Genomic DNA, 21,670 nt, shown 5'->3' with positions numbered 1-21,670 from the left:
GAGGACTCCATGACACACAGCACCACCATTCAAAACGGAACCGAGAACTATGTTGAGAACCGGCACGCAGGGAAGGTTGCGTTGGTGATGGGCGGTGCCCGTGGAATAGGCGCCGGGATAGTGAGCCGTCTCGCGGCCGAGGGTGCGCGAGTGACTTTTACCTATGCCTCAGCCACGGCAGAGGCGGACGCGCTCGTCACACGTATCGCCGAATCCGGTGGCCAGGCTATAGGGGTCAAGGCGAACAGCGCCGATCGGGTACAGATTCGCGAAGTGATCTCCAACGTCACCACCCAGGAGGGGCGCCTCGATATCGTCGTGGCAAACGCTGGTGGCGGGACGAAAAAGCGCGTCGATCAACTCTCTGACGACGAGATCGATCATATGATCAATGTCAACATCCGAGGAACGCTCGACACCATTCGCTTCAGTACGCCACACCTGGGTGAGGGTGGCCGGGCCATCGTGATCGGCAGCGTCAGTGCGAATCATTTCCCGGACGATGTCACGTCGATCTACGGAATGACCAAGGGTGCGGTAGCAAGCCTTGTGCGTGGTTTGTCGCGTGAACTTGGCCCGCGCGGTATCACAATCAACAACGTCCAGCCCGGACCTGTGAATACACCCGCGAATCCCCAGGACGGACCTTACGGAGACACGCTTCGCGCAACAATCCCAGTCGGACGATTCGGCCGAGTTGACGAGGTCGCATCCCTCGTGTCTCACCTGGCTAGTGAGGACGGTGCCTATGTCAACGGCGCCTCCCTCGACATCGACGGCGGTTACAGCGCGTGAACACATTCACCACCGCAATCATCGACCTCTGAGCCCCTGGCTCAGGCTGAAAGGACCCACCCATGACGACAACCCCGCACCTCCATGCCTCAGACGACCCCGAGTTCGTCCGTGTCCCTGCGGTGACCTACGCATCTATCGCTGGCTCCGGATCACCCGGCACCGACGAGTTCTACCGCAAGATGGCCCTCCTTGGCGACGTGGCTCGCCAAATCACCGGGGATACGGCCCCAGTCATTGAGATTCAGTACTGGTACCCCGAGGGATCGACTCCGGTCGAGATCGAGGATTTCTACACCGTCAACCCTGTGCCCTCACTGCTCTACCGGGTCCTGGCCGCCGTCCCCGATACCACGACGATCGAGGACCTGACGACTGTGCGAGTTCACGCAGCAAGCACTGCCGATCGCAACGGCGACGTCATCGAGCTGCACGCCACGCCCGAACAGGACGTCGTCCAGGTCATGCACCACGGACCATTCTCCGAGGAATTCGCAACTCTCGAACGACTCGGCGCGCTCGCACGGAAGCGCAGAGTCCATCGAAGCGGCCCGCACCACGAAATCCACCTCGACAGCTTCACCCGCCAGACACCGCAAGACAGGCTACGCACAATCCTGCGTGACCCCGTGGCCTGAGGCCACAGATTGAACACCCTGCATTCCACGCACTCATCGGAAGGCATACCGTGACTGACCACACCCCCAGCCCCGGCTACTCCTCGATGTTCACCCGCCGGAGGTCCCGGGCCGACCTGACCTCGTGACTTGACCGCTTCGGGTTGAGCAGCTTGAGCAGCGACAGCGCCAAGAGAGCACCGACGATGGCGCAGCCGGCCGGCAGCAGCATCGCCGTCTTCGCGTTCGAGGCGTCGATGATGTTGCCGGCGAGGGCTGACCCGAAGGCGACGCCGAAGCCCAATGATGTTCCCAGCCAGGCGAAGGCCTCGGTCAGACGCCTCGGCGGTGCCAGCGCTTCGATGACGGAGTTCGCGCCGATGAGGCTGGGGGCGATGGTGAAGCCGACGATGAACAGGATGATCGTGTAGGAGACCATTCCCTGTGCCAGCATCATCGAACACGCGCCGATGGCCAGCAGGGCAACGGTGATGCCGAAGCGGTGATGGGTTGCGGAGTTCCAGTTCCTCGAGCCGTAGAGCGCACCGGCGATGAGTGAGCCCAGGGCGAAGGCGCTGAGCAGGATGCCAGCCAGGGACTTCACACCCTGCTCGTCGGCGAAGGCCACGGCGATGACGTCGATGGCACCGAAGTTCACACCCAAGAACACGTTGACGATGATGATCGTGAAGATCCCCGGGTTGGAGAACACGTGCCCGCGAGCCTCTGTGGTGCGTTCAATCGGCGGGGGTTCGGTCGACTTCTGGATGTAGAGCAAGGCCGAGCCGATCCCGGCGGTGAGCATCGAGAGGATGATGCCTGCCGGTGGGAACACGGCGGTGGCGAGTACGGTGGCGACGACGGGTCCGGTGACGAAGAGCAGCTCATCGGCTACGGATTCCCAGGAGAAGGCGGTCTGCAGCTTCTTCGGCGAATCTACGATGTGTGACCAGCGCGAACGCACCAGCGAACCGACGGACCCGACGGTGGCACCGCCGATTCCGGCGAACACGAAGATGAGGCCCACCCACCAGTCTGCGTAGACGGAGACGATGAGCAGCGAGAGCGCCACGAGGTGGGTGATGACGATGGGCACCATGACGGTGGCTTGGCCTCGACGGTCGACAAGGCGCGCGATCCCGGGGCCGGCAAGAGCTTGGACGATCATGTACACGGCGGCGACGATGCCTGCCAGACCATAGGAGCCGCTGACGCCCTGGATGAACAGAACGATTCCCAGGCCCAGAACTGCGATGGGCATACGTGCAACAAGACCGGCCAAGGAGAACTTGAGAGCACCGGGAAGAGACAGAATTTCCCGATAGTTGTTGAACACCAGCAAAGTCTACCTAGCGCATGAAGCGTCCACTATACGGATACGACGTTGTTACCGGTGAGTCGAGTCACCTCGGCGACGGTCATTCGAGTCGCAGACGAGCGATCAACCCAGGTCACAGGCAAGACACACCCGCGCACCGGGGCAAGGTGTCCGGGGGAATGTAACAAAAGCTATATAATTGCAGAGATTGCAATCCTCTCCCGCCGGCACCCACGCCGCATTGACTGAAACCCGGAGTGCCGATGACGGACAACAGCAGTATCGATGATCTGTTCGACAGCCAGGAAGACCGACCGCAGCGTCCCAAACGCAAAAAGAAGAAGGTGTGGCGCAAGCTCCTTGTCGCCCTTCTCGTCATCGTCATCCTCGGCGTCCTTGGTGTAGGCCTCTACCTGTGGAACGTGGGTCGGACCTTCGACAACAACGCGAACAAGCTCACCGACGAGCAGATCTTCGGCACGCAGCGCCCCGATGACCAGAAGGAAGACGGCGGCACGAACATCCTGCTGCTGGGCTCCGATGAGCCGATGGACCAGGTCGACGTCAACGACTCCCGCGGACTGCGCTCGGACACGATCATGGTCATGCACATCCCGGAGTCCGGATCCAATGTCCAAGTCATGTCGATCCCGCGTGACAGCTGGGTCGACATCGAAGGCCACGGCAAGGCGAAGATCAACTCCGCGCTCTCAACCGGTGGCCTGCCCCTGGCCGTGTCCACGATCTCGGACTTCATCGGCACGGAACTCGACCACGTCGCGATCATCGACTTCGAAGGCTTCAAAGCACTGACCGACAGCCTCGGCGGGGTCACTGTGAACTCGGAGCAGAGCTTCGAGAAGAACGGCTACACCTTCGAAAAGGGAGAGAACGTCCTCGATGGTGACGAGGCGCTGACCTTCGTGCGCGAACGCAAGTCTTTCCAGGACGGCGACTTCCAACGCGCCCGCAACCAGCAGGCCTTCATCCGGGGACTGACCAACGAGATCATCTCTGCCGACACCCTGTCGAATCCGAAGAAGATCCAGAACATGGTCGAGGACTTCTCGCCGTACATGTACGTCGACTCCGGTCTGGACGCTCAGTACATCTCTGCCACGGCCTTCGCCATGCGCGACGTCCGCCCCGGTGACATCGAATTCTTCACCTCCCCGACCGCCGGCGTCGGTACATCGAGTGACGGTCAGTCGATCGTCAACGTCGACGAAGAGGAACTGAAGAAGGTCCAGGACGCCTACAAGAACGACACCGTCGATGAGTACGTGCAGAACGCCCCGGAGTCGCACCTGTAACGCTGGCTTCGCCCCGGAGGTCACCGTCGCCGAGGCGGTTCCACCCACCCTCGCGCACGACGAACCCCGCCCCCTGAGATCTCAGGGGCGGGGTTCTTCACACCCGTATCGGGTGAGGTCGCCTCAGCTGCCGAACTGGACCTTGTGGACTCCGTGAGGTGCGCCCCATTCGCCGCCGTTGGACACTTCTTCATTGGAAACGCCGACGGACATCGTCTCGCCGGTGACGGTGTTCTCATAGGTCGAATAGATGGTCCCTGCGGCTCCGTCGCCGCCGGTCCTGACCCAGTGGGTCGCATCCTCGTTGCCGTGCTCGTTCAGAGCCTCGACGACCTGCGGTGAGGCAAAGGCTTCGACTCGCTCAGAATTGTCTGCACCCCAGGCTCTGACGAGCTCATCGGCGTAGATGCCGGTGTCGGTGGGAAAGTGAACCGATTGCGGTGCGGCGTCAGCGGCTGTGCTCGTGTCCGCTGCGGGGGCTGCCAGTGCGGGGCCACTGGCCAGGCCGATTCCTGCGAGGCCGGCGACGGCGGCGATTCCCAGAGCTGCTGTGCGATTGCGGATGGTGGTCTTCATAGTGTCGATCCTTCTTCTTCGAGGGGCGTTTTCTGTCAGAGATGCCACCGGATGGGTGGCACATCAGTGACGCGGCCCAGTATTGCCGCCGTGCTTGAAGTCAGAACCACAGCGGCTGGGAGGACGCTCGGAGCGGGTAACAGCTTGGAGACGAGTTGTCTGCAGTCCTGCGGCGGTGACTGACACATACCGGGGCAAAGGCTCTCACGCCACAACATCTATTGCCTGATAGTGCGGTTCGACGAAGTCCTGGGCAGAGTCGACCCGACAGTGACGAACGTTTGTTGCGAAGCACCGTTTGCTACGTTTTCGACAGAACAGTGAAACCCGATCGTGATCGGACCTCGCCGAGGTTGCTCGGCGTTGCCGTCGACCGCGCAGGCCAGTACGCGGTCCCTGTCACCCCAGCGGCACTTCCCGTCGGCTCCGCTGTCCTCGTGTGAAGTAGACCGCCGCCAGCACTGTCGCGATGACAAGCAGCCCGAGAGCTCCGATGAGAGCTGCTGTCAGTCCGAGTAAGGCGAGAAGTCCGCTGGTGGCCATGATGCCCAGGGCATTCGTCGTCCGCAGCAGCGCGAACATCTCGGCTCGACGTTCCTCCGGTGCAAGGCTGTCGAGTGCGAGCAGATAGAAGGTGTCGAGCATCGGCAGGAACCATCCGACGATGAGGGCACCGGCCAGTGTCAGCGCAATATGCCCATCAATGAGGAGCAGGGAGAAGGCGAGCGTGGTGATGGCGAAGAAGGTCGTGACCTTCCACCGCCCGGGCATGCGGTTGCGGATGCTCACCCAGACGCCGCCGAGCACCGAGCCGATGCACATCGCCAGGGCAAACAGGAACGCCCAGGCCGGGCTGAGCCCGAACGACAGTGCGAAGGACACCGCTCCCACCTCGATGCCCGCAATGGAGGCTCCGGTCGCGCCGGAGGCGAACAGCCAGATCCAGACCGCACCTGGCACCGGAGCTCGACGCCCCGAACCCGGCCTGGCTACAGGCGTCGACCGGGCCTCGGGGATGGCAGGGATGAGCAGCATCGGCCCCGAACCGACGATAGTCACAACAGCCATCGCAGCAACCGGTGACCATGCGCCCAGTACGGATGCCAGCACCGGTGAGGTGGCGAAGGCGACCTCGTTGAGGGTGGCTGCGATTCCCAGGGCGCGTGGCATTCCCGAGGGCTCGACGAGGTGGTTGAGCAGCGTTCGCATGTAGCCGTAGGCCGCGCCATTGACCAGCCCGGCCACGATGACGGCGACGACGAGGTAGCCGAACGGTGCTGAGGCAGCGGCCAGGATCGTCACCGCGAGCAGCCCGAGCGTCCGGAAGGCGATGAGTGTGCGCAGGTAGCCGACGCTGCCGAACCGGTGGCCCAGGCGAGTGATGGGCACCGAGCCGAGGATCTGTGCCGCCGTCATCGCAAAGACCAGACCGGCACCTGACTCGGCGGACCCGGTCAGCGGCAGCGCGAGGAGGGCGAAGGCAATGGGTGCCGCCGCCTGCGGAACACCGAACGTTCCGTAGCCGATCTGCCAGCGCAGCACGTTGATGCGCGAATGCGACGAGCCGCCCTCGCCTTGCGATGTATCAGCCCCAGGTCGCGTCATCAGGCACCGATGACCACGCGGATGAAGTCGACCGAGGCCTCCTGACCTGCTGTGTAGGAGTAGCCCCGGTCGGTGGAGATTCTTCTCGACATTCCCGCGGACAGTGTCAGAGGTTCGTCGTTGAGCTCGAGCACGAGGGCGCCGGACAGAACGTGGAGGATCTCCTCGGTGCCGGCACGGTCGGCTTCAGCCTGATACCGCACACGTGGCCCCAGATGCCACCGCCACAGCTCGGTGCCTGGAACAGAAGATGCGCCGAGGATGTAGGCAGTGCTTTCGTGCGGACCCTCCCAGGCCAGGGTGTGATCGTTGCTGGGATCTGAATGTTCGGTGCTGCCGAGGTTCGCAGGCCGCCCCGGTTCTGATCGCGAGGGCGTCGAGCTGCCGGGCCCCGAGGCAGCAGCATCGCTGAGAGCCAGATCGGCGAAGCTCACATCGAGGGCGTGGGCGATGCGGTCGATGGTGGCCAGACTCGGGTTCGCCTGGCCCAGCTCGATCTGGGTGAGCATACGTCGGCTCAGCGCAGCCTCGTCGGCCAGGCGCTGAATGGTCCACCTCCGCGCCTTGCGAAGGCTGCGGACCCGGTGTCCGACGCGATCGAGGAAGGTCTGGATGCGCGGGCTCTTCATCGACATGATGAGCACTATACTGCACATCGAGATCAGGTACTCGACTATCCAACGGAGAAGACCGGCCCTGGACCTACCGAAGCAGGCGGGACCGGTCATGGTGCAGCTGGGTTTATCCCTGCTCCAGCACCCCATCCACCAATGTCCGTGCGTCGTGCTGGACGGCCCGCAGGTGGTCCTCATCGCGCAGTGACTCGGCGTAGATCTTGTACACGTCCTCCGTGCCGGAGGGGCGCACCGCGAACCAGGAGTTCTCGGTCGTGACCTTGAGTCCGCCGATGGGTGCGTTGTTTCCCGGCGCCGAGGTGAGAGTTGAGGTCACCGGTTCACCGCCGACGGTCTTCGCCTTCACCTGGGAGGCGTCGAGTGCCCCCAGCTTCGCTTTCTGTGCGCGGGTGGCGGGGGCATCTTGGCGGGCGTAGGCACTGGTGCCGAAGTTCGCGGCCAGTCCTGCGTACCGCTGGGACGGAGTCTGTCCGGTCTTGGCCGTCATCTCTGCGGCCAGGAGGGCCATGATGATGCCGTCCTTGTCTGTTGACCAGACCTTGCCGTTGCGGCGCAGGAACGAGGCACCTGCAGATTCCTCACCGCCGAAGGCCAGTGTCGAGTCGAGGAGTCCGGGGACGAACCACTTGAAGCCGACGGGAACTTCGAACAGCGGCCTGTCGTGGGCGGAGACGATGCGGTCGACGATCGAGGAGGTGACAAGGGTCTTGCCGATGCCGGCGCTGGATGACCATTCTGGTCGGTTGTCGAGCAGGTAGTCGATCGCGGTCGCCAGATAGTGGTTGGGGTTCATCAGCCCGGCATCGGGGGTGACGATGCCGTGGCGGTCGGCATCGGCGTCATTGCCTGTGGCGATGTCGAAGTCGTAGCGGGAGGCGATGAGCCCGGCCATCGCGTAGGGCGAGGAGCAGTCCATGCGGATGTTCTCGTCCCAGTCCAGGGTCATGAATGACCAGGTGGGGTCGACCTCGGGATGGACGACGGTGAGGTTGAGGTCGAAGTCCTCGGCGATTGCGGCCCAGTAGTCGACGCTGGCCCCGCCCAGAGGATCAGCACCGATGTGGATGTCGGAGCTGCGGATGACATCGAGGTCGATGACCGACTCGAGGTCCTCGGTGTAGTTGGAGATGAAGTCGAAGTTCTCGGTATTGGCCAAGTGGAAGGCCCGCTGGAACCCGGTGCGTGGAATCTTCTCCCATCCGGCCTCAAGGTAGGAGTTCGCGCGCTCCGCGATCCACGTCGTCGTCTCCGACCCAGCAGGTCCGCCATGCGGCGGGTTGTACTTGATGCCGCCGTCGGAGGGCGGGTTGTGGCTGGGGGTCACAATGATGCCGTCGGCCTGCGCATCCGTTGCGGTCTTGCCCGCGTTGAAACCCAGAATCGCGTGGGAGAGCACGGGAGTGGGGGTGAAGCCGTCGCGCTCATCGATGAGCGCCGGCACCTCCGCTGCGGCGAGGACCTCGAGAACAGTGAGGAACGCTGGTTCGCTCAACGCATGGGTGTCACGGCCCAAGAAGATGGGCCCATGGATGCCCTGCTTCTTGCGGAAGTCGACGATGGCGGCGGTGATCGCTGCGATATGGGCTTCGTTGAACGCACGGTTGAAGCTTGACCCGCGGTGTCCTGAGGTCCCGAAGCTCACAGCCTGCGCGGGCACGGAGGAGTCGGGGACGAGATCGTAATACGAATCAAGCAGTGCGGAGATATCGACGAGATCCCTGTCCTGGGCCAGCTGGCCGGCGCGAGTAGTCATAGAACTACTGTGCCAAACTCCCACCGCCTCGCACAGTTGTGTCCACGGGGTTCTTGCATCGTGGACGGTGAGGGTCCAACGTCGCCGGAAATTCGCCGGCGACCTGCCCGGCCCTTCTGCAACAGCCCGTTCCCTCGCCGAGGCTCATCACCGTGCCGAATTATCGACCCGGTGAGATCCCGGATCCGACGAAGTAGGCCTTCGAATTCGCGTCCATGGACTGGCACTACCTTCTGGCCGTACTATTCAGACACACGCATGCCGAGCATTGGGGCTGGCGCTGCGACGATAAAAGGACAATGACATGTCTTTCCAGGCCTATCTCGACACCATCGAAGACAAGACGGGGCTGACTCCACGCGAACTCATCGACATCGCCAAGACTCACGGCTATGACGATCCTACGGTGAAGGCCGGGGTAATCCTCGATTGGCTCAAGACTGACTACGGGCTCGGCCGCGGACATGGCATGGCGTTGGTCCACGTCATCAAGAAGGGGCCGCAGATCGACAGTAAGCATGTCGGCACCGAGGGGGTCCATAGCGACGAGTCGGACACCCTCTGGCTCGATGGCAAAGCGAGCAGACCGGCATGATCACGATCACCGACCGCAATCAGACGTTGCTGCCCGGGTCAGCGACAGCGAAATTCATCGGCGCAGAGCATGGGGCCGATGTCTCCTTCTTCTGGGTCGACGTGCCAGCGGGGAAGGGTCCCGATCTGCACCGGCATCCGTACACGGAGACGTGGGTGGTACTGGCTGGCGAGGCGCGTATCGAGGCTGACGGTGAGAGTTTTGCGGCTCATGCAGGGAATATCGTCACCGTTGCGGCGGAGACTGTTCACCGCTTCCGCAGCTTCGGAGGCGGCAATCTGCAGATGTTGTGCATTCACGCATCTCCGGAGATCATCCAGGAGTTCGTCGCCGGATAGTTGAGGCGTTCCTCTGCCGAGGGGCCTCTACTTCACCCACGGCTCCTCGCCGTTTTCGGACACGATCGGCTTGCCGTGGTCGAGGTTCCAGGACCCCATGCCGCCGGTGCGGCAGATGACGTACCGGCGGCATCGAGGGGGGAGGGCGTCGAGACGTGTGGGTAACTAGCCCCAGCGCCTCATGCAGGCATTTCGCTAACACAGACAGGTTCTTCACCGCTAGGTGCACCGAAATTTTCATCGCCGAGGCGTGCTAGAAGTGTTCTGGAAGCGGTTTAAGGTCCGGAATCTCGAAGTAGGGCTCAAAGTAGTCACTGCCGGATATACCATATCGATTCACCCAGATTCGTCGAATTCCGTACTGTTTGGTCGGCATAATGTCATACTCCCAGCCTTGTGCAACGTGAGTGATGACCTGGGGATCGCGGTCGATGGTACGAAATAGATGTTCGAAAGCGCCCTCTCTTGGCTTATACCAACCTGCATCCTCGGCAGTGATGACGTAGTCGAAATCGACACCGATAGTCTCGACGTGGTGCGGTATGTAATCGCGGTCGGAATTGGAAATGATGGCCAGCTCTACTCCCTTTTCTTTGAGCTTCCTCAGGGCTGCCGGTACCTCAGGAAACACGGGAAAGTTCTTTGCGTCTTCGACCAGCTGGTCACCCTGTTCATCCGAATAGGGCGCTCCATGCTGCAACATCGTCGTCTTCAAAGTGTTGCGCACGAGATCCTGGTAGCGGGTGTAAGGGCCTTGGGCCACAGCGTAAAACCTTGCCACTCTGAGGTTGTCCAAGAACACTTCGTGATCCGCTCCCACGATGTCGAGGCTGTCCTTGACGATTGGCAGGGCCGCGCGATTGAGGTCGAAGTCGATGAGGGTGCGGTAACAGTCGAATGTGGCGATGGGTGTCTGTGATTTATTCATTGGGCTTCCTATGCTCGTTCGGTCGATGTCAGTGGATTGTGTGTGGTTGTGCCGGTCTCAATGTCTTCGATGTCGAAGAGAGGGGCTGCTCGAGAGAGGAAGTCGAGATTGAGGTGGGAGCGTCCTTTGGTGATGAGTTGTGCACCGGCTTCCCCGATAGCAGGACTGATTTTGAATCCGTGCCCTGAGAACCCGGTGAGGATCGCAATGTTGGGATCGTCCGGATGCAGCCGCAAATATTCGTGCATCGTGCGCGTATAGCTTTCTATATAGGTATTCAGCCGCACTGGATTCGGTTGCAGAACTGGTAAGAAGTCAGTGACGATCGGGTGGAAGCGTTCTATCTCGGTTCGTGCTGCCTCGCCGCTCAGAGACCGCTCGACACTGTTGGGGTTCCCTGTTGAGTGATGGTCGTTGAATCCCAGCCCGAGTTTGACCGTCTTGCCGTCCGCGGTTGGAATTCCGTAGCAGTATCGCGGCGCTGCGCGCATGAAGGGGGGCAGGCCTTGAAGAGCATTGTCTCGAGTGCCGGGATACCAGGCGGACGTCAATCGCTTGGTCACGACGAAGTCGCGCAGATCGGGCACGAGCTGCGTCGTCCACCCGCCGCAGGCGACGACGATGCGATCGAAATCCGAGATGCTTCCTGCGGTATGGAGGCGTACGCCGTTGCCACGAGACTCGAGATGGTCGACACGTGCGTATTCGTGCAACTGACCTCCGTTGGCGACTCCGAGGCCCACTGCTGCGGTGATTGTCAGTTCAGGGCTGATGACTCCAGCCTCTATATCCCAAAGTCCTACCTCATCTGTCCGGGGCTTGAACTGCGGGAACCGATCGGCGATGTCTCGGGTACTGAGAACCTCGTGAGGTGTGTCCAACTCAGTGGCGGAGAGCAGGGAATTGCTCACCTGTGTACTGTCTGCCTTACCGACGTAGAGCACGCCTTTCAGCTTGCGCAGCTGCCTACCGGATTTCGTCTCCAGTTCTTTCCAGAGTTCTTGTGAGCGGTGAATGATGGGCAGATAGCCCAGATCATCTGCTTCGAGGTTGCGGTAGAGCCGGCTTTCCCCGCCGGCTCCTGCAAAGGGGTGACCCACATACGCGGATTCAAAGCCGTGCACTTCTATTCCAGCGATCCTGCTGAGATTCCAATAGACCTGGGAGCCGACAGCACCGAGTCCGACTACTGCGATCTTCATATTGTGACCTCCAGTCCATTTCAGATTGTCAGAGCGATCCGGTGGGCATCGAGAATCGCGGCATGTGTATTCCTGCTCGAGACCGCATCCCCAACTCGATAGAGCACGAACCCGGGATGCTCCGACACAGGCTGAGGTTGTGCAGAGATCAACGCATCAACATCGACCCGGCCGGCATTGCTCGAGTGACCCAAAAGCGCGGTGTAGAGCTCATCGTTCGGCCAGGTTCCGCCCGCGTAGTAGACCGCGTCGCAATCAAGCGCCTCGAGGACTCCCGTGGACTCACCGGTCAGTTCAACGTGGAACCTGCGATCCGATTTCTGCTCCGCAGAGACGACGTATCTGGCGAGCTTCACATCGATGTGCTCGGCATCGAAGACTGCCTGATAGTCCGCGAAGTTCAGCGAACCGACGTCGATGCCGACGGTGCGCTCTGGGGTCACATAGGTCACCCGATCTGAAATGCGGGCAAGGTGCTCTAACGCGTCCAGTGATGAGTTGCGTCCCTCATCGTCGAAGAGGATCACGTGGCCGAGACGCTTCCCGGAGATCTCAAAGGCTTCCCACGTGTCGTGGATGAGGCTGCCACCCTCGATGCCGACGTCTGCAGCGGATCGGGGTATTCCTCCGGTTGCGATGATCACGGCGTCTGGAGCGAGACCGAGGACGTCACTCTCTTCCGCAAAGACATTGAACTTGAAGTGAGCTCCGTGGTCTCGTGCTTGGGCAACGCGCCAATCGATGGCTCCGGCGTACTCGCGTTTGCGCGGAAGCCGCGCCACCATCGCCAATTGTCCGCCGGGTTCGGCTGCGGCTTCGAAGACAGTGACGTGGTGTCCGCGTTTCGAAGCCACCTGAGCCGCTTCCAAGCCGGCTGGGCCTGCTCCGACAATGACGATGTTCTGTGGGCGTGTGACATCGCGATCTATCTCGTGTTTCAAAGTGTCTTCACGCCCGACTGCCGGGTTGTGGAAGCAGACGACACCCCCAGTGCTGCCCGCCTCCAAGCAGAGGCGGGCTCCGATGCAAGGTCGGATCTGGTCGGACTTGCCTTGGCGGACCTTCTCGACCAGATGTGGGTCCGCAATGTTGGCCCGGGTCATGCCTACGAGATCGAGTATGCCTTCCTTCACGGCATATTCGGCAGTCGTGATGTCAGCGATCTTCGCCGCATGGATGACCGGAATGCTCACGGCCTTCTTCACACCAGCGACGAGGTCGAGGAATGGTGCAGACTGTTTTCCAGCGCCCGGAATCACATCCGTCATCTTCCCTTGCGACTCGATAGTGCCGACCACAACGTTGACGAAATCGATCCCATCGGCCATGTACTGATTGAGAAGTGCGACTGACGACTCGGGATTGAGACCATCTGAACGACGTTCGTCGATAGACATCCTCACGCCGAGGGCCATGTCGGTGCCGGTCACGGCTTTCACCGCTCTAATGACGCGCCCAGGGAATTCGCGGGCGATCTTCTGGGAATCTGGGTCGAGTTTCGACAGATGCCACGGTGAGGCGAAGGCGTCAAGGAGATGGCCGTAATGCTCGAGCTCGATGCCGTTGATACCGGCTGCACGAGCTCTCTCGGCAGCAGCGGCGAAGTCGTCTACGATGCGGTCGAGGTCCCATTCTTCAGCCTGCTTCGGATAGGAGCGATGGGCTGGCTCCCTCATCGACACCGAGGACACAGAAGGCAACCAATTGGAATCGTGGTCACCGGTTCTGCGACCCAGGTGTGTGAGCTGGATGAAGACCTTGCTCCCGTGTCTCTGACAAGCAGAGGCGACCTCTTTGAGAGGAGCGACGACGTCGTCGCTGTACATGGTGATATTCCCGAAGGCAGGGGCACTGTCGCGGCTGACCACAGCGGATCCGCCGATGGTGATGAGTCCGACGCCCCCTTTTGCCTTCTCCTCCTGATAACGGCGATAGCGTGGCGTAGGTAGTCCGCCATTGGTGTATCGATTGGAATGGGCGGTGCTCACGATACGATTCTTCAGCTGCACCTTCCCAACTGAGAATGGTGTAAACAGGACACTGTCCCTGCCGGTTTCAGAGGCTTCCGCGGTCAATTCAGTTTCTCCTCTACTCGGGCGACGATGCGTGCTGAGACGATGCAGAGCACGGCGTATATGAGGCCTGCCAGGACGAGCACATTCAAGTATTCGAAGGTCATTGATCCGATTGAGAACGCTGTGCTTGTCATTTCAGAGACTCCGATGGCGAAGGCGAGCGATGTTGATTGGAAAACCATGATGAGCATCGACATGAGGGGGCCGGGTATTGCTCGGATTGCCTGTGGCAGCACTACGTGGAAGAAGGCGTGGCGACCTGTGATTCCCAAGCTCGCTGCTGCCTCGCGCTGACCGGCTCCAACGTGGAGTATCCCGGCGCGGAAGACTTCACTGGAATAGGCGCCGAGGTTGAGCGAATGACCGACGACGATAGTGGTGAAAGCCGCCATCGTGACTCCCGTTGCAGGGAGTCCGAAGTACAGCAAGTAGATGACTGCCAGCAGGGGGATACCGCGGAAGACCTCGATGAAGGCAATGACCAACGCGCGTACCAAACGGCTGGGGGCGGTGGCCAGGAGCCCGAGGACCAGCCCAAGTGGGAAGCCGATGAGGGCGACGCAGGCGGTGAGGAGTAGAGATGTGCCGAGGCCGTTGAGGAGCTGTGGCAACCATTCGATCCAGTGTTCGAACATCAGGCGGTCACCACCTTTGAGCGCACTACCCCGTCGACGAAGCGAGAGAAGTAGGACAGTGGGATTCCCACCAGCAGATAGAGCAATGCGGCGACGGAGAACACGAGGACCGCAGAGCCACCGCGGGAGACTTCGTTCTGTGCCAGAAAGATGATGTCCGCGACGCCGATGATCGACGCAATGGCCGTATCTTTGAGCAGAGCCACGGCATACGACGCCGATGGTGGAATCGAGATGTTGAGTGCCTGCGGGGCGATGATCCTCCAGAACTGGTTACTCGGAGTCAGGCCGAGTGCCGCTGCGGCTTCCTTCTGTCCGAGATGGACATTGTCGATCCCGGCGCGAAAGTTTTCCGCCAGATAGCCAGCCGAGATGATGCTCAAGCCGATGAGGCCAGCAGGGAGTGGTTCGAGTGGAACGATGGGGCTGATTCCGAAATAGATGATGAGCAGCCAGACAAGAGGCGGTATTCCTCGTGAGATGTCGATGACCGCTACTGCCGGAGCGCGGAGGATTCTCAGCTTCGATGTCCGCATGAGCGCCAAGGGAACTGCCAACATGGTGCCGACAGTGAAGGAGACGACTGTCATGAGAATTGTGATTCCTAGGCCCGCCGACAGAGTCTGCAGTATTGACGCGAATGAGAAGTCGCTCATCTGTCCAACACCGCTTGAAGAAACGTGCGGGTACGCTCATGCGTTGGATTGTAGAAAACCTGCGCCGGGGGTCCCTCTTCGAGGATTCCTCCCTGATCCAGGAGCAGGACTCGATCGGCTACGCGCTCCGCGAACTTCATCTCATGAGTCACAACGATCATGGTCATCCCGCGGTCTGCCAAGTCGCGCATGACCTTGAGTACGTCGTTGCCGACCTCCGGGTCGAGCGCGGATGTCGGCTCATCGAACAACATGAGTTCGGGGTCGAGGGAGAGCGCTCGAGCAATCGCGATTCGCTGCTGTTGTCCGCCGGAGCATTCCGAAGGTTTAGCATGTGCCTTGTCAGCAAGCCCCACTTGTCCCAGGAGCTTGAGGGCATAATCTTCGGCCTCTTTGGCGTTGCGCAGACCGTTGAGCTTCTGAGCCAAGACTATGTTCTTGACCACGCTGAGGTGGGGGAACAGATTGAAAGTCTGGAACACCATGCCAACTCGGCGGCGAAGCTTGAGCAGTTCTGTCTTCGACGGTTTGAGAGGGTCCACGAATGCGGCTTGGCCATCCAGGCTCAAAGCCCCGCCTGTGGGACGTTCAAGGTAGTTGAGGCATCTAAGGAAGGTGCTTTTGCCTGCGCCGCTGGGGCCAATGAGAGCGATTACCTCTCCGGCATGCACCTTCAGCGTGACTCCTTTGAGGACCTCGTTGTCTTTGAATGACTTCTTGATGGATTCGGCGTCGAGGAGCACTCGTGGATCTTGCATTCTTAAGAATTCCTCTCGGCTCGCAGGTCGGTCAGTTCTCGCAAGTCAGTCATTTGGAGTCTTTGTCGTTTGGAGTGACGAGGCTCGGATCAAGTCCGTACTTTTCAAAGCTCTTATCCAGCTCGCCGGAGTCCTTGTAGTCTGCAATCGTCTGATCAGTGGCGCCTTTGAGTGCGGTGTTGCCCTTTTTGATGAGAGCGACAGAAAGCGGCGGTTCCTGGGTGTAGGGCATGTCAGGTGATTTCTGCATCTTGTCGATTTTGAGGTCGGAGTACTGGTCCTGGGTCAGCCTCCAGGTGTTGGCGAGGATGCTCACCACTCCCACGTCGATTCGTTTGGCTTTGACATCGTCAAGTACCGCAGAATCGGACTGATACTCCCTCACCGCGCTCTTGCCGTAAAGGTCGTGCAGCTGATCGATCCACAGGTACCCTTGTGGAGTGCCGAGCGACTTATCTTTTAGGTCGTCAACTGTTTCGAGATCGTCTCCACGACTGACGACTCCCATGCCGCCCTCGTAGAGGCCGTTGCTGACTTCGAAGATCTCTCTGCGCTCGTCGTTCACCGTCCAGTTGCCGGCCGACAGATCTGCGCGACCAGACTGCAATCCCTCGATGATCGCCGAGAACGAGGTCGTCGAGGAGTCAACTTCGAGGCAGAGGTCGGCGGCGATCTTCTTGATCAGCTCACCTTCGATTCCGGTCAGTTCTCCGTTCTCAGTGGTGACGAAGGGTGGATGCTCGGCGACTAAGACTGTGAGCTTTCCCTTGTGTAGCGTTTCGACCTCGGCGCTCGGCTGACAATCGTCGGGGACGGTGCTCTCTGCGCCGCCTCCGGAACAGCCTGAGGTGAGGAGTGCCAGTGACGCGGCGATCGCGCCGAACTTAACAGTCTTCGACGCTGACTTTCGGGTGAAACTGGGTGCATCCATGGTCTACCTCGATTGTGGTCGGGATCGTCATTGATTGGTCGATCAGTCATCAGGGGTGCTCTGCACGAGTCGATGTAACTGAATACAACTATGAATGACTATGCCATGTCAATAGGATGTGCGCTATATTTGTTCAAAAGAAGAGGTCGTTGTGAAGGATATTGCCAAATGAGTACGTCTAATTTGAATAGAACTCCGCGGCCCCTGAACGATCTGGATCAGGGGATTGTGCGTGCGCTGCACGATAATGGGCGAGCGGCGTGGTCGAGCATCGCTGCAGAAACGAACAGTTCGACGAGTACTGTGCGGCGACGATTCGAAGCTCTCAATCGAGATGGCCGTCTGCGTGTGACCGGGCGTGTGGACGTGACCCGTCTTGGGCTCGCGGTTCCAGTCATGGTCCAGTTCCGTGGTCGAGACTCATCGCGGCCCGACTTCCTTCAGTCGCTGCAAGTGCGAACCGACGTCCGGTATGTCGGCGCGGTGGCCGGCTCTGCGGGGTGCGTCGCGGAGATCGTCATGCCCTCGCTTGTCGACATTCAATGGGTCATCCACGAGATCACATTGGCGTTCGATGTTTCGGCGGAGCTGTTCGTGGCGACTCATACCTACACTTCTGGCCAGGACTGGCTGCCTGCCACGGTGAATCGAGAGATCGACGTTCGCCAAGAGAGGTTGGAGGCCAAGCTCTCCCGCGAAGAGTCGACTGTGCTTGGACTGCTCCTCGAAGACGGAAGAACGTCTCTGAGCGATTTAGCGGCTCCTATCGAGAAATCGGAGAGCACTGCCCGCCGGATCCTTGAATCTCTGATCAGCCGGGAGATCGTGTCCTTTCGCGTACTTGTCGAGCCCGAGCTGCTGGGTTTCGAGTCGTCGTTCTGGGCGTGGCTCAACGTTGAGCCGTCTCATTTGACGGCGATCGGGACCGAACTTGCCGCTATGAAAGAAACGAAAACACTGTTTGCTACTACTGGACGCTACAACCTGGTTGGGCAGTTTGTGCTCAAGTTCCACACGGACATGCATGCCTTCATGACTGACGTTCTCGGATCGATTGCCGGAATTAAGGCCTCCGAGATCATGATGCAGACATCGACGCACAAGCGTGTGTGGAATATGGTCGAGAACAGCTCCTATATTGGCGTTTCCGGCCCAGGGTGGCTGTTTGAATCTTCTATGCCGATGCCTGCCCAGCAAAATATGAACCAGACGCCGCTGGCCGGAGAAGACAGCGGAGTCGATTGAGGGTGAGCAAAATCAGTGATCTTAGGGTAGCGATACTCGATCGGCCCAATGGGGCGCAATCGCCTCTTCTGGCAACGCTTGAGCCAAGGGTGAGGTTGCAGCGGGTACTTCCCAGCACGATACACACGCTGGATCCTCAGACCGAAGTTATGCTCATTCGCGGTGGCTTTTGGACTGATGTGGAACGACTTCTTGAGTTGGCGCCCGGATTGAGATGGGTCCACGTCAATATGGCGGGCCTTGATCATTTGAATCTCAAACTCTTGGGTGAGCGCGGTGTAGTCCTCACGAATTCTCAAGGTGTGTTGGATCGGCCGATCGCCGAGTTCGTCACGGGTGCGGTTCTGCTCTGGTCAAAGGGCCTTCACCAGTCAGTGCTGCACACGCAACAGGGTGACTGGTCGCCAAGAGAGCCTTTGTCGAACCAATCAATGTCGACACTGATCCTTGGGGCCGGTGGAATAGGCACGGAATGCGCCAAAGCACTCAAGGCGATGGGTTTTGGAACGATCGCCGGTTTCCGGCGGGACCCTCGTCGACTCGATCCTGTCTTCGACGAGTACGTGAGTGCAGAACAGCTTCCCGAACGAATCGGTGACTTCGACGTGGTTATTTGCAGCCTGCCAGCTGCGGAATCGACAGAGAACCTCGTCAATGATCAACTTTTGAAGAACCTCAGGCAGGCTGTGGTTTTCATCAATGTCGGTCGCGGTGGCACCGTGGATCAGAAGGTATTGGCAGATGCCCTGTCGGATAGGCCCTCGTCTCTAGCGGTCCTGGATGTGACGGAACCCGAGCCGCTTCCAACTGGTCATCCGCTCCTGCAATGTCGCAATGTCGTCATCAGTCCGCACATGGCAGGGGAGACAGTTGAGCGGCATGACAACTTCTCCCGAGTATTCATTGGCAACCTGGGTCGCTATCTAAGAGGAGCGCCGCTCAGTGACCGAACCCAGATGTACTGAAATCTCGACAGTACATTCGTCGCCGTCGTCACCAACTTCTGAGGGACCTCTACTTCACCCACGGCTCCTCGCCGTTTTCCGACACGATCGGCTTGCCGTGGTCGAGGTTCCAGGACCCCATGCCGCCGGCGACGTTATAGGCGTCGAAGCCGTTGTTCGTCAGCCAGGCGACTGCGCGGTGGGAGCGTCCACCGGTGCGGCAGATGACGTACATGTCGTCATCGAGGGGGAGGTCGTCGAGTCGGGTGGGCAGTTCGCCCAGCGGCACGTGCAGTGCGCCCTCGATGTGCCCGGCCTCCCACTCGTCGTCCTCACGAACGTCGATGATGGCAGCGCCATCGGGGATCTCTGTCACGGAGACTGATTCTTCATCCATGCTCACAGTCTAGGCATGAGCACATTCGCCGTGCATCCCGCGACCGTCGACAGCCTCGTAGAGCACAGCACCCAGTCCGATTGACACCGCGCGGCCACGTATCTGACCTGAGGTGACTCAGTGTCTGATGGTTGCCTGACAAACCTGGAAATTTCTCTGCGCCCTCTTCTGTTGTTCGCGGGCCCGTGTGAGACTTGGGGCAAGAATCGTCTGTGAAGGGAATGTTGATGAGCAACAGAGACATAAGCAACGAATCCACCGGCGAGAAGAAGGCACGCGATGCCGCGGCGAAGCTCGATGAGGCGACTGAGCCGCTGGGCGGCACCTCCGAAGTCGAATCGCACACGCAGGTCGGCTACACCGAAGAGAACGTCGAAGACCGTGCCCAAGACACAGCCGCTGACATCGGTGTGACCCTCCACCGCAATCCCGACGGCTCACATACGGCCGTCGATGAAAGCGCTGTGAAGGCTGCTGAGAAAGACTCCGACGCGAGCCCAGCAGCAACGGGCAACACGGCGAATAGAGCAGGTGGGGCTGACACTGGGTCCCTTGAGCAGAAGGACGTCGTGAAGATCCTCCGCGACAGCGGCTATGTGATGCTCACGACCGCCCTCGACGACGGCAAGCTGCTCGCCCACCCGATGGTGCCCCAGGAGGTCACCGACGACGGTGACGTGTGGTTCTTCATCGGCTTGCAGGGGGACCAGGCTACGGCACTGCTGCAGAATCAGCAGGTCAATATCGCCGTCTCCGAAGCGGGCAACTGGCTCTCGGTGGCCGGTCGGGTCGACTTCGTCGATGATCAGGCCAAGCTCGCAAAGCTCTGGAACAAGGAAGCTGCCACCTGGTTCGAAGGCGGACTCAATGACCCGGACCTCGGGCTCATCAAGGTCACCGGAGAATCCGCACAGCACTGGGGTCTCAAGGGCGGCAAGGTCGCTGGCTTGGCCCAGATCGTCAAGGCCAAGGTCACGGGACAGCGCACCGGGGGAGGCAGCAGCACCACAGAACTCTGAGCCTAGGCCGGACTGAACACTGCAGCGTCTCATCTCACACCACACTTCGCTGCTTGCGGTCTAGCATGGAGACATGGCAAAGAGGATCGTCATCATCGGTGCAGGGCTGGCCGGAACCACCGCCGCCCGGGAGCTCAGCGAACGCGGTCAAGCGGTCACACTCGTCGACCCCGCTGCGGGGGAGACCAGCGAACGGCCGCCCCTGTCGAAGCACCTCTTCGACGGCTCCCGGTACCACCTGCCCTTCCATCTCGAGTCCGGTGAGCTCGTCAGCTTCGTACGTGACAGGGCCACAGAGATCACCCTCGCCGAGGCGGCGGCCCAGTCCCAGCAGGCCGGTCCCACCGACGGTACCCCAGTAACCGGTACCGTCCACTTGGCGTCGGGGGAGACTCTGGACTTCGCCCACTGCATTCTCGCCACGGGCATGGAGGCGCACCGGCCGGACATCCCCGGCTACCCGGATGCCCTGCCCGTGTACAACCTGGCCGAGGCCAAATGGATCCGTGAGTTCGTTGCCGAATCCGGTGCCCCGCTCAACGTCGGCGTCTTGGGCTCCGGGTACCTGGGAATGGAAGTGGCGACCTCGGCGGTTGCCGCCGGACATGAAGCCACCGTCTACCTGCGCGGGGACGAACCCCTGCGAAAACAACTATCTGCCCCGGTGCGCAAGGCACTGTTTGAGAAGCACAAAGAAGCCGGTGTGAAGTTCGTTGCCCACACCAGCAGCCCGGACGAGATTCCGGCAGACATTCACAACCTGTTCGTCACCAGTGTTGGAGCCCGTCCGGCACTCATTCCCATCGATGGCCTCCGACCCGCCGAGGCGTGGGAGGTGAATGAGAAATTGGCAACATCTCACCCAGGCGTCTGGGCGGCAGGTGATTGCGCGCAGATCACCGACGGCATCTTCGCCCTTGACCATCCCTGGGCCTGCGAACCGGTGGCCGAAAGCCACGGCAAATACCTCGCCGAACTGCTGAGTACCGGCGAGGCCGGCAACGCCGAACCCTGGTCTGATATCCCGTGGCACTGGAGCTTCCAAGGCCCAGAAAAGGTCTTCACTGCTGGTCTGACCAGCGCCGATGCCACCGAAGCGATCATCAGACACGATCCGAGCGGCAAGAAGTTCCAGGTCTTCCACTTCGATGGATCTAGCCCAGATGCACGGCTCGTCGGCGTCGAGACGCTCAACTGGCCGCCCATGCAGGCAGCCGCGCGTCGAGTACTGGCAGGTAATAACATTCCGACTCGGGCCCAGATCGACGACCCCGATTTCGACTTCAAGGCTCATAGCCGACTGTGAGAATCGGCCACCCTCATCACGTAGACTTC

General features: G+C 60.4%; 22 protein-coding genes and 1 pseudogene. 10 read left to right on the top strand and 13 right to left on the bottom strand.

The window, feature by feature from the left end; translation table 11 throughout:
* Positions 1-9: 9 nt before the first annotated feature.
* Together FO013_RS16880 and FO013_RS16875 are read left to right on the top strand one after the other, a co-directional pair.
* A complete protein-coding gene (locus FO013_RS16880) occupies positions 10-795 on the top strand; it encodes an SDR family oxidoreductase (protein ID WP_143923713.1) in 786 nt (261 codons plus the stop codon).
* 62 nt (positions 796-857) lie between these two features.
* Positions 858-1,433, top strand: coding sequence for a GyrI-like domain-containing protein (locus FO013_RS16875; RefSeq protein WP_143923712.1), 576 nt, complete (start codon positions 858-860; stop codon positions 1,431-1,433).
* Positions 1,434-1,509: 76 nt separating this feature from the next.
* Here FO013_RS16875 and FO013_RS16870 read toward each other — a convergent pair whose 3' ends face one another.
* Entirely contained in the window at positions 1,510-2,748 is a 1,239-nt protein-coding gene (locus FO013_RS16870; protein ID WP_143923711.1) for an MFS transporter, read from the bottom strand.
* A 245-nt stretch (positions 2,749-2,993) separates the two neighbouring features.
* Here FO013_RS16870 and FO013_RS16865 point away from each other — a divergent pair, with 245 nt between their 5' ends.
* Positions 2,994-4,043 carry an LCP family protein gene (locus FO013_RS16865; RefSeq protein WP_143923710.1) on the top strand — a complete coding sequence of 350 codons (1,050 nt, stop codon included), beginning with the start codon at positions 2,994-2,996 and terminating at the stop codon, positions 4,041-4,043.
* Between the two features lie 123 nt (positions 4,044-4,166).
* Here FO013_RS16865 and FO013_RS16860 read toward each other — a convergent pair whose 3' ends face one another.
* From FO013_RS16860 to pgm, 4 genes are all read right to left on the bottom strand, one after another.
* A complete protein-coding gene (locus tag FO013_RS16860; RefSeq protein WP_143923709.1) occupies positions 4,167-4,619 on the bottom strand; it encodes a hypothetical protein in 453 nt (150 codons plus the stop codon).
* Between the two features lie 399 nt (positions 4,620-5,018).
* Positions 5,019-6,224 (bottom strand): MFS transporter, encoded by a 1,206-nt coding sequence (locus tag FO013_RS16855; RefSeq protein ID WP_143923708.1) that lies wholly within the window; start codon positions 6,222-6,224, stop codon positions 5,019-5,021.
* A complete protein-coding gene (locus FO013_RS16850; protein ID WP_186293174.1) occupies positions 6,224-6,859 on the bottom strand; it encodes an XRE family transcriptional regulator in 636 nt (211 codons plus the stop codon). Before FO013_RS16850 ends, FO013_RS16855 begins: the two co-directional genes overlap by 1 nt.
* A 106-nt stretch (positions 6,860-6,965) precedes the next feature.
* Positions 6,966-8,612, bottom strand: a complete 1,647-nt coding sequence (pgm, locus tag FO013_RS16845) for a phosphoglucomutase (alpha-D-glucose-1,6-bisphosphate-dependent) (RefSeq protein WP_143923706.1) — start codon at positions 8,610-8,612, stop codon at positions 6,966-6,968.
* A 304-nt stretch (positions 8,613-8,916) separates the two neighbouring features.
* On the opposite strand from pgm, the gene FO013_RS16840 reads away from it, so the two are divergent.
* Together FO013_RS16840 and FO013_RS16835 are read left to right on the top strand one after the other, a co-directional pair.
* The gene (locus FO013_RS16840; RefSeq protein WP_143923705.1) at positions 8,917-9,207 is read left to right on the top strand and encodes a DUF4287 domain-containing protein; all 291 of its coding nucleotides are present in this window, start codon (positions 8,917-8,919) and stop codon (positions 9,205-9,207) included.
* Complete coding sequence (locus tag FO013_RS16835) at positions 9,204-9,545, top strand: cupin domain-containing protein (RefSeq protein WP_143923704.1); 342 nt, start codon at positions 9,204-9,206, stop codon at positions 9,543-9,545. The genes FO013_RS16840 and FO013_RS16835 overlap by 4 nt, the downstream gene beginning before the upstream one ends.
* Positions 9,546-9,798: 253 nt before the next feature.
* Here the strand turns inward: FO013_RS16835 and FO013_RS16825 are convergent, their stop codons facing one another.
* From FO013_RS16825 to FO013_RS16795, 7 genes are read right to left on the bottom strand one after another with little or no spacing between them, the layout of a single operon-like run.
* Positions 9,799-10,473: an HAD-IA family hydrolase gene (locus FO013_RS16825; protein ID WP_143923703.1), complete on the bottom strand. Its 675-nt coding sequence runs from the start codon at positions 10,471-10,473 to the stop codon at positions 9,799-9,801.
* A gap of 8 nt (positions 10,474-10,481) precedes the next feature.
* Entirely contained in the window at positions 10,482-11,675 is a 1,194-nt protein-coding gene (locus tag FO013_RS16820) for an FAD-dependent oxidoreductase (protein ID WP_143923702.1), read from the bottom strand.
* 20 nt (positions 11,676-11,695) lie between these two features.
* Positions 11,696-13,750, bottom strand: a complete 2,055-nt coding sequence (locus FO013_RS16815; RefSeq protein WP_260848221.1) for an oxidoreductase — start codon at positions 13,748-13,750, stop codon at positions 11,696-11,698.
* On the bottom strand, positions 13,747-14,385 hold the full coding sequence (locus FO013_RS16810; protein WP_143923700.1) for an amino acid ABC transporter permease: 639 nt from the start codon (positions 14,383-14,385) through the stop codon (positions 13,747-13,749). Before FO013_RS16810 ends, FO013_RS16815 begins: the two co-directional genes overlap by 4 nt.
* Positions 14,385-15,041 (bottom strand): amino acid ABC transporter permease, encoded by a 657-nt coding sequence (locus FO013_RS16805; protein ID WP_143923699.1) that lies wholly within the window; start codon positions 15,039-15,041, stop codon positions 14,385-14,387. The genes FO013_RS16810 and FO013_RS16805 overlap by 1 nt, the downstream gene beginning before the upstream one ends.
* Positions 15,038-15,799 carry an amino acid ABC transporter ATP-binding protein gene (locus tag FO013_RS16800; RefSeq protein ID WP_143923698.1) on the bottom strand — a complete coding sequence of 254 codons (762 nt, stop codon included), beginning with the start codon at positions 15,797-15,799 and terminating at the stop codon, positions 15,038-15,040. Before FO013_RS16800 ends, FO013_RS16805 begins: the two co-directional genes overlap by 4 nt.
* A gap of 49 nt (positions 15,800-15,848) precedes the next feature.
* A complete protein-coding gene (locus tag FO013_RS16795) occupies positions 15,849-16,730 on the bottom strand; it encodes a substrate-binding periplasmic protein (protein WP_143923697.1) in 882 nt (293 codons plus the stop codon).
* A gap of 90 nt (positions 16,731-16,820) precedes the next feature.
* On the opposite strand from FO013_RS16795, the pseudogene FO013_RS23325 reads away from it, so the two are divergent.
* The 3 genes and pseudogenes from FO013_RS23325 to FO013_RS16785 all read left to right on the top strand — a co-directional run.
* Positions 16,821-17,060: pseudogene (locus FO013_RS23325) on the top strand (AsnC family protein); the annotation flags it as partial.
* A gap of 66 nt (positions 17,061-17,126) precedes the next feature.
* Positions 17,127-17,975 carry an Lrp/AsnC family transcriptional regulator gene (locus tag FO013_RS16790; protein ID WP_260848220.1) on the top strand — a complete coding sequence of 283 codons (849 nt, stop codon included), beginning with the start codon at positions 17,127-17,129 and terminating at the stop codon, positions 17,973-17,975.
* 149 nt (positions 17,976-18,124) lie between these two features.
* Positions 18,125-18,940 carry a D-2-hydroxyacid dehydrogenase gene (locus FO013_RS16785; protein ID WP_143923695.1) on the top strand — a complete coding sequence of 272 codons (816 nt, stop codon included), beginning with the start codon at positions 18,125-18,127 and terminating at the stop codon, positions 18,938-18,940.
* Positions 18,941-18,989: 49 nt separating this feature from the next.
* Here FO013_RS16785 and FO013_RS16780 read toward each other — a convergent pair whose 3' ends face one another.
* Positions 18,990-19,316, bottom strand: coding sequence for a rhodanese-like domain-containing protein (locus FO013_RS16780; protein ID WP_143923694.1), 327 nt, complete (start codon positions 19,314-19,316; stop codon positions 18,990-18,992).
* A gap of 227 nt (positions 19,317-19,543) precedes the next feature.
* Here FO013_RS16780 and FO013_RS23175 point away from each other — a divergent pair, with 227 nt between their 5' ends.
* Together FO013_RS23175 and FO013_RS16770 are read left to right on the top strand one after the other, a co-directional pair.
* Complete coding sequence (locus FO013_RS23175) at positions 19,544-20,335, top strand: pyridoxamine 5'-phosphate oxidase family protein (protein ID WP_313900591.1); 792 nt, start codon at positions 19,544-19,546, stop codon at positions 20,333-20,335.
* 73 nt (positions 20,336-20,408) lie between these two features.
* Positions 20,409-21,641: an FAD-dependent oxidoreductase gene (locus FO013_RS16770; RefSeq protein ID WP_143923693.1), complete on the top strand. Its 1,233-nt coding sequence runs from the start codon at positions 20,409-20,411 to the stop codon at positions 21,639-21,641.
* The last annotated feature ends 29 nt before the right edge of the window (positions 21,642-21,670 follow it).

Origin of the sequence: Brevibacterium aurantiacum, assembly GCF_007558825.1 — a bacterium.
Lineage (GTDB): Bacteria > Actinomycetota > Actinomycetes > Actinomycetales > Brevibacteriaceae > Brevibacterium > Brevibacterium aurantiacum_A.
Note: the sequence above shows the minus strand (reverse complement) of the source record. Positions and strands in the feature narration are given on the sequence as shown.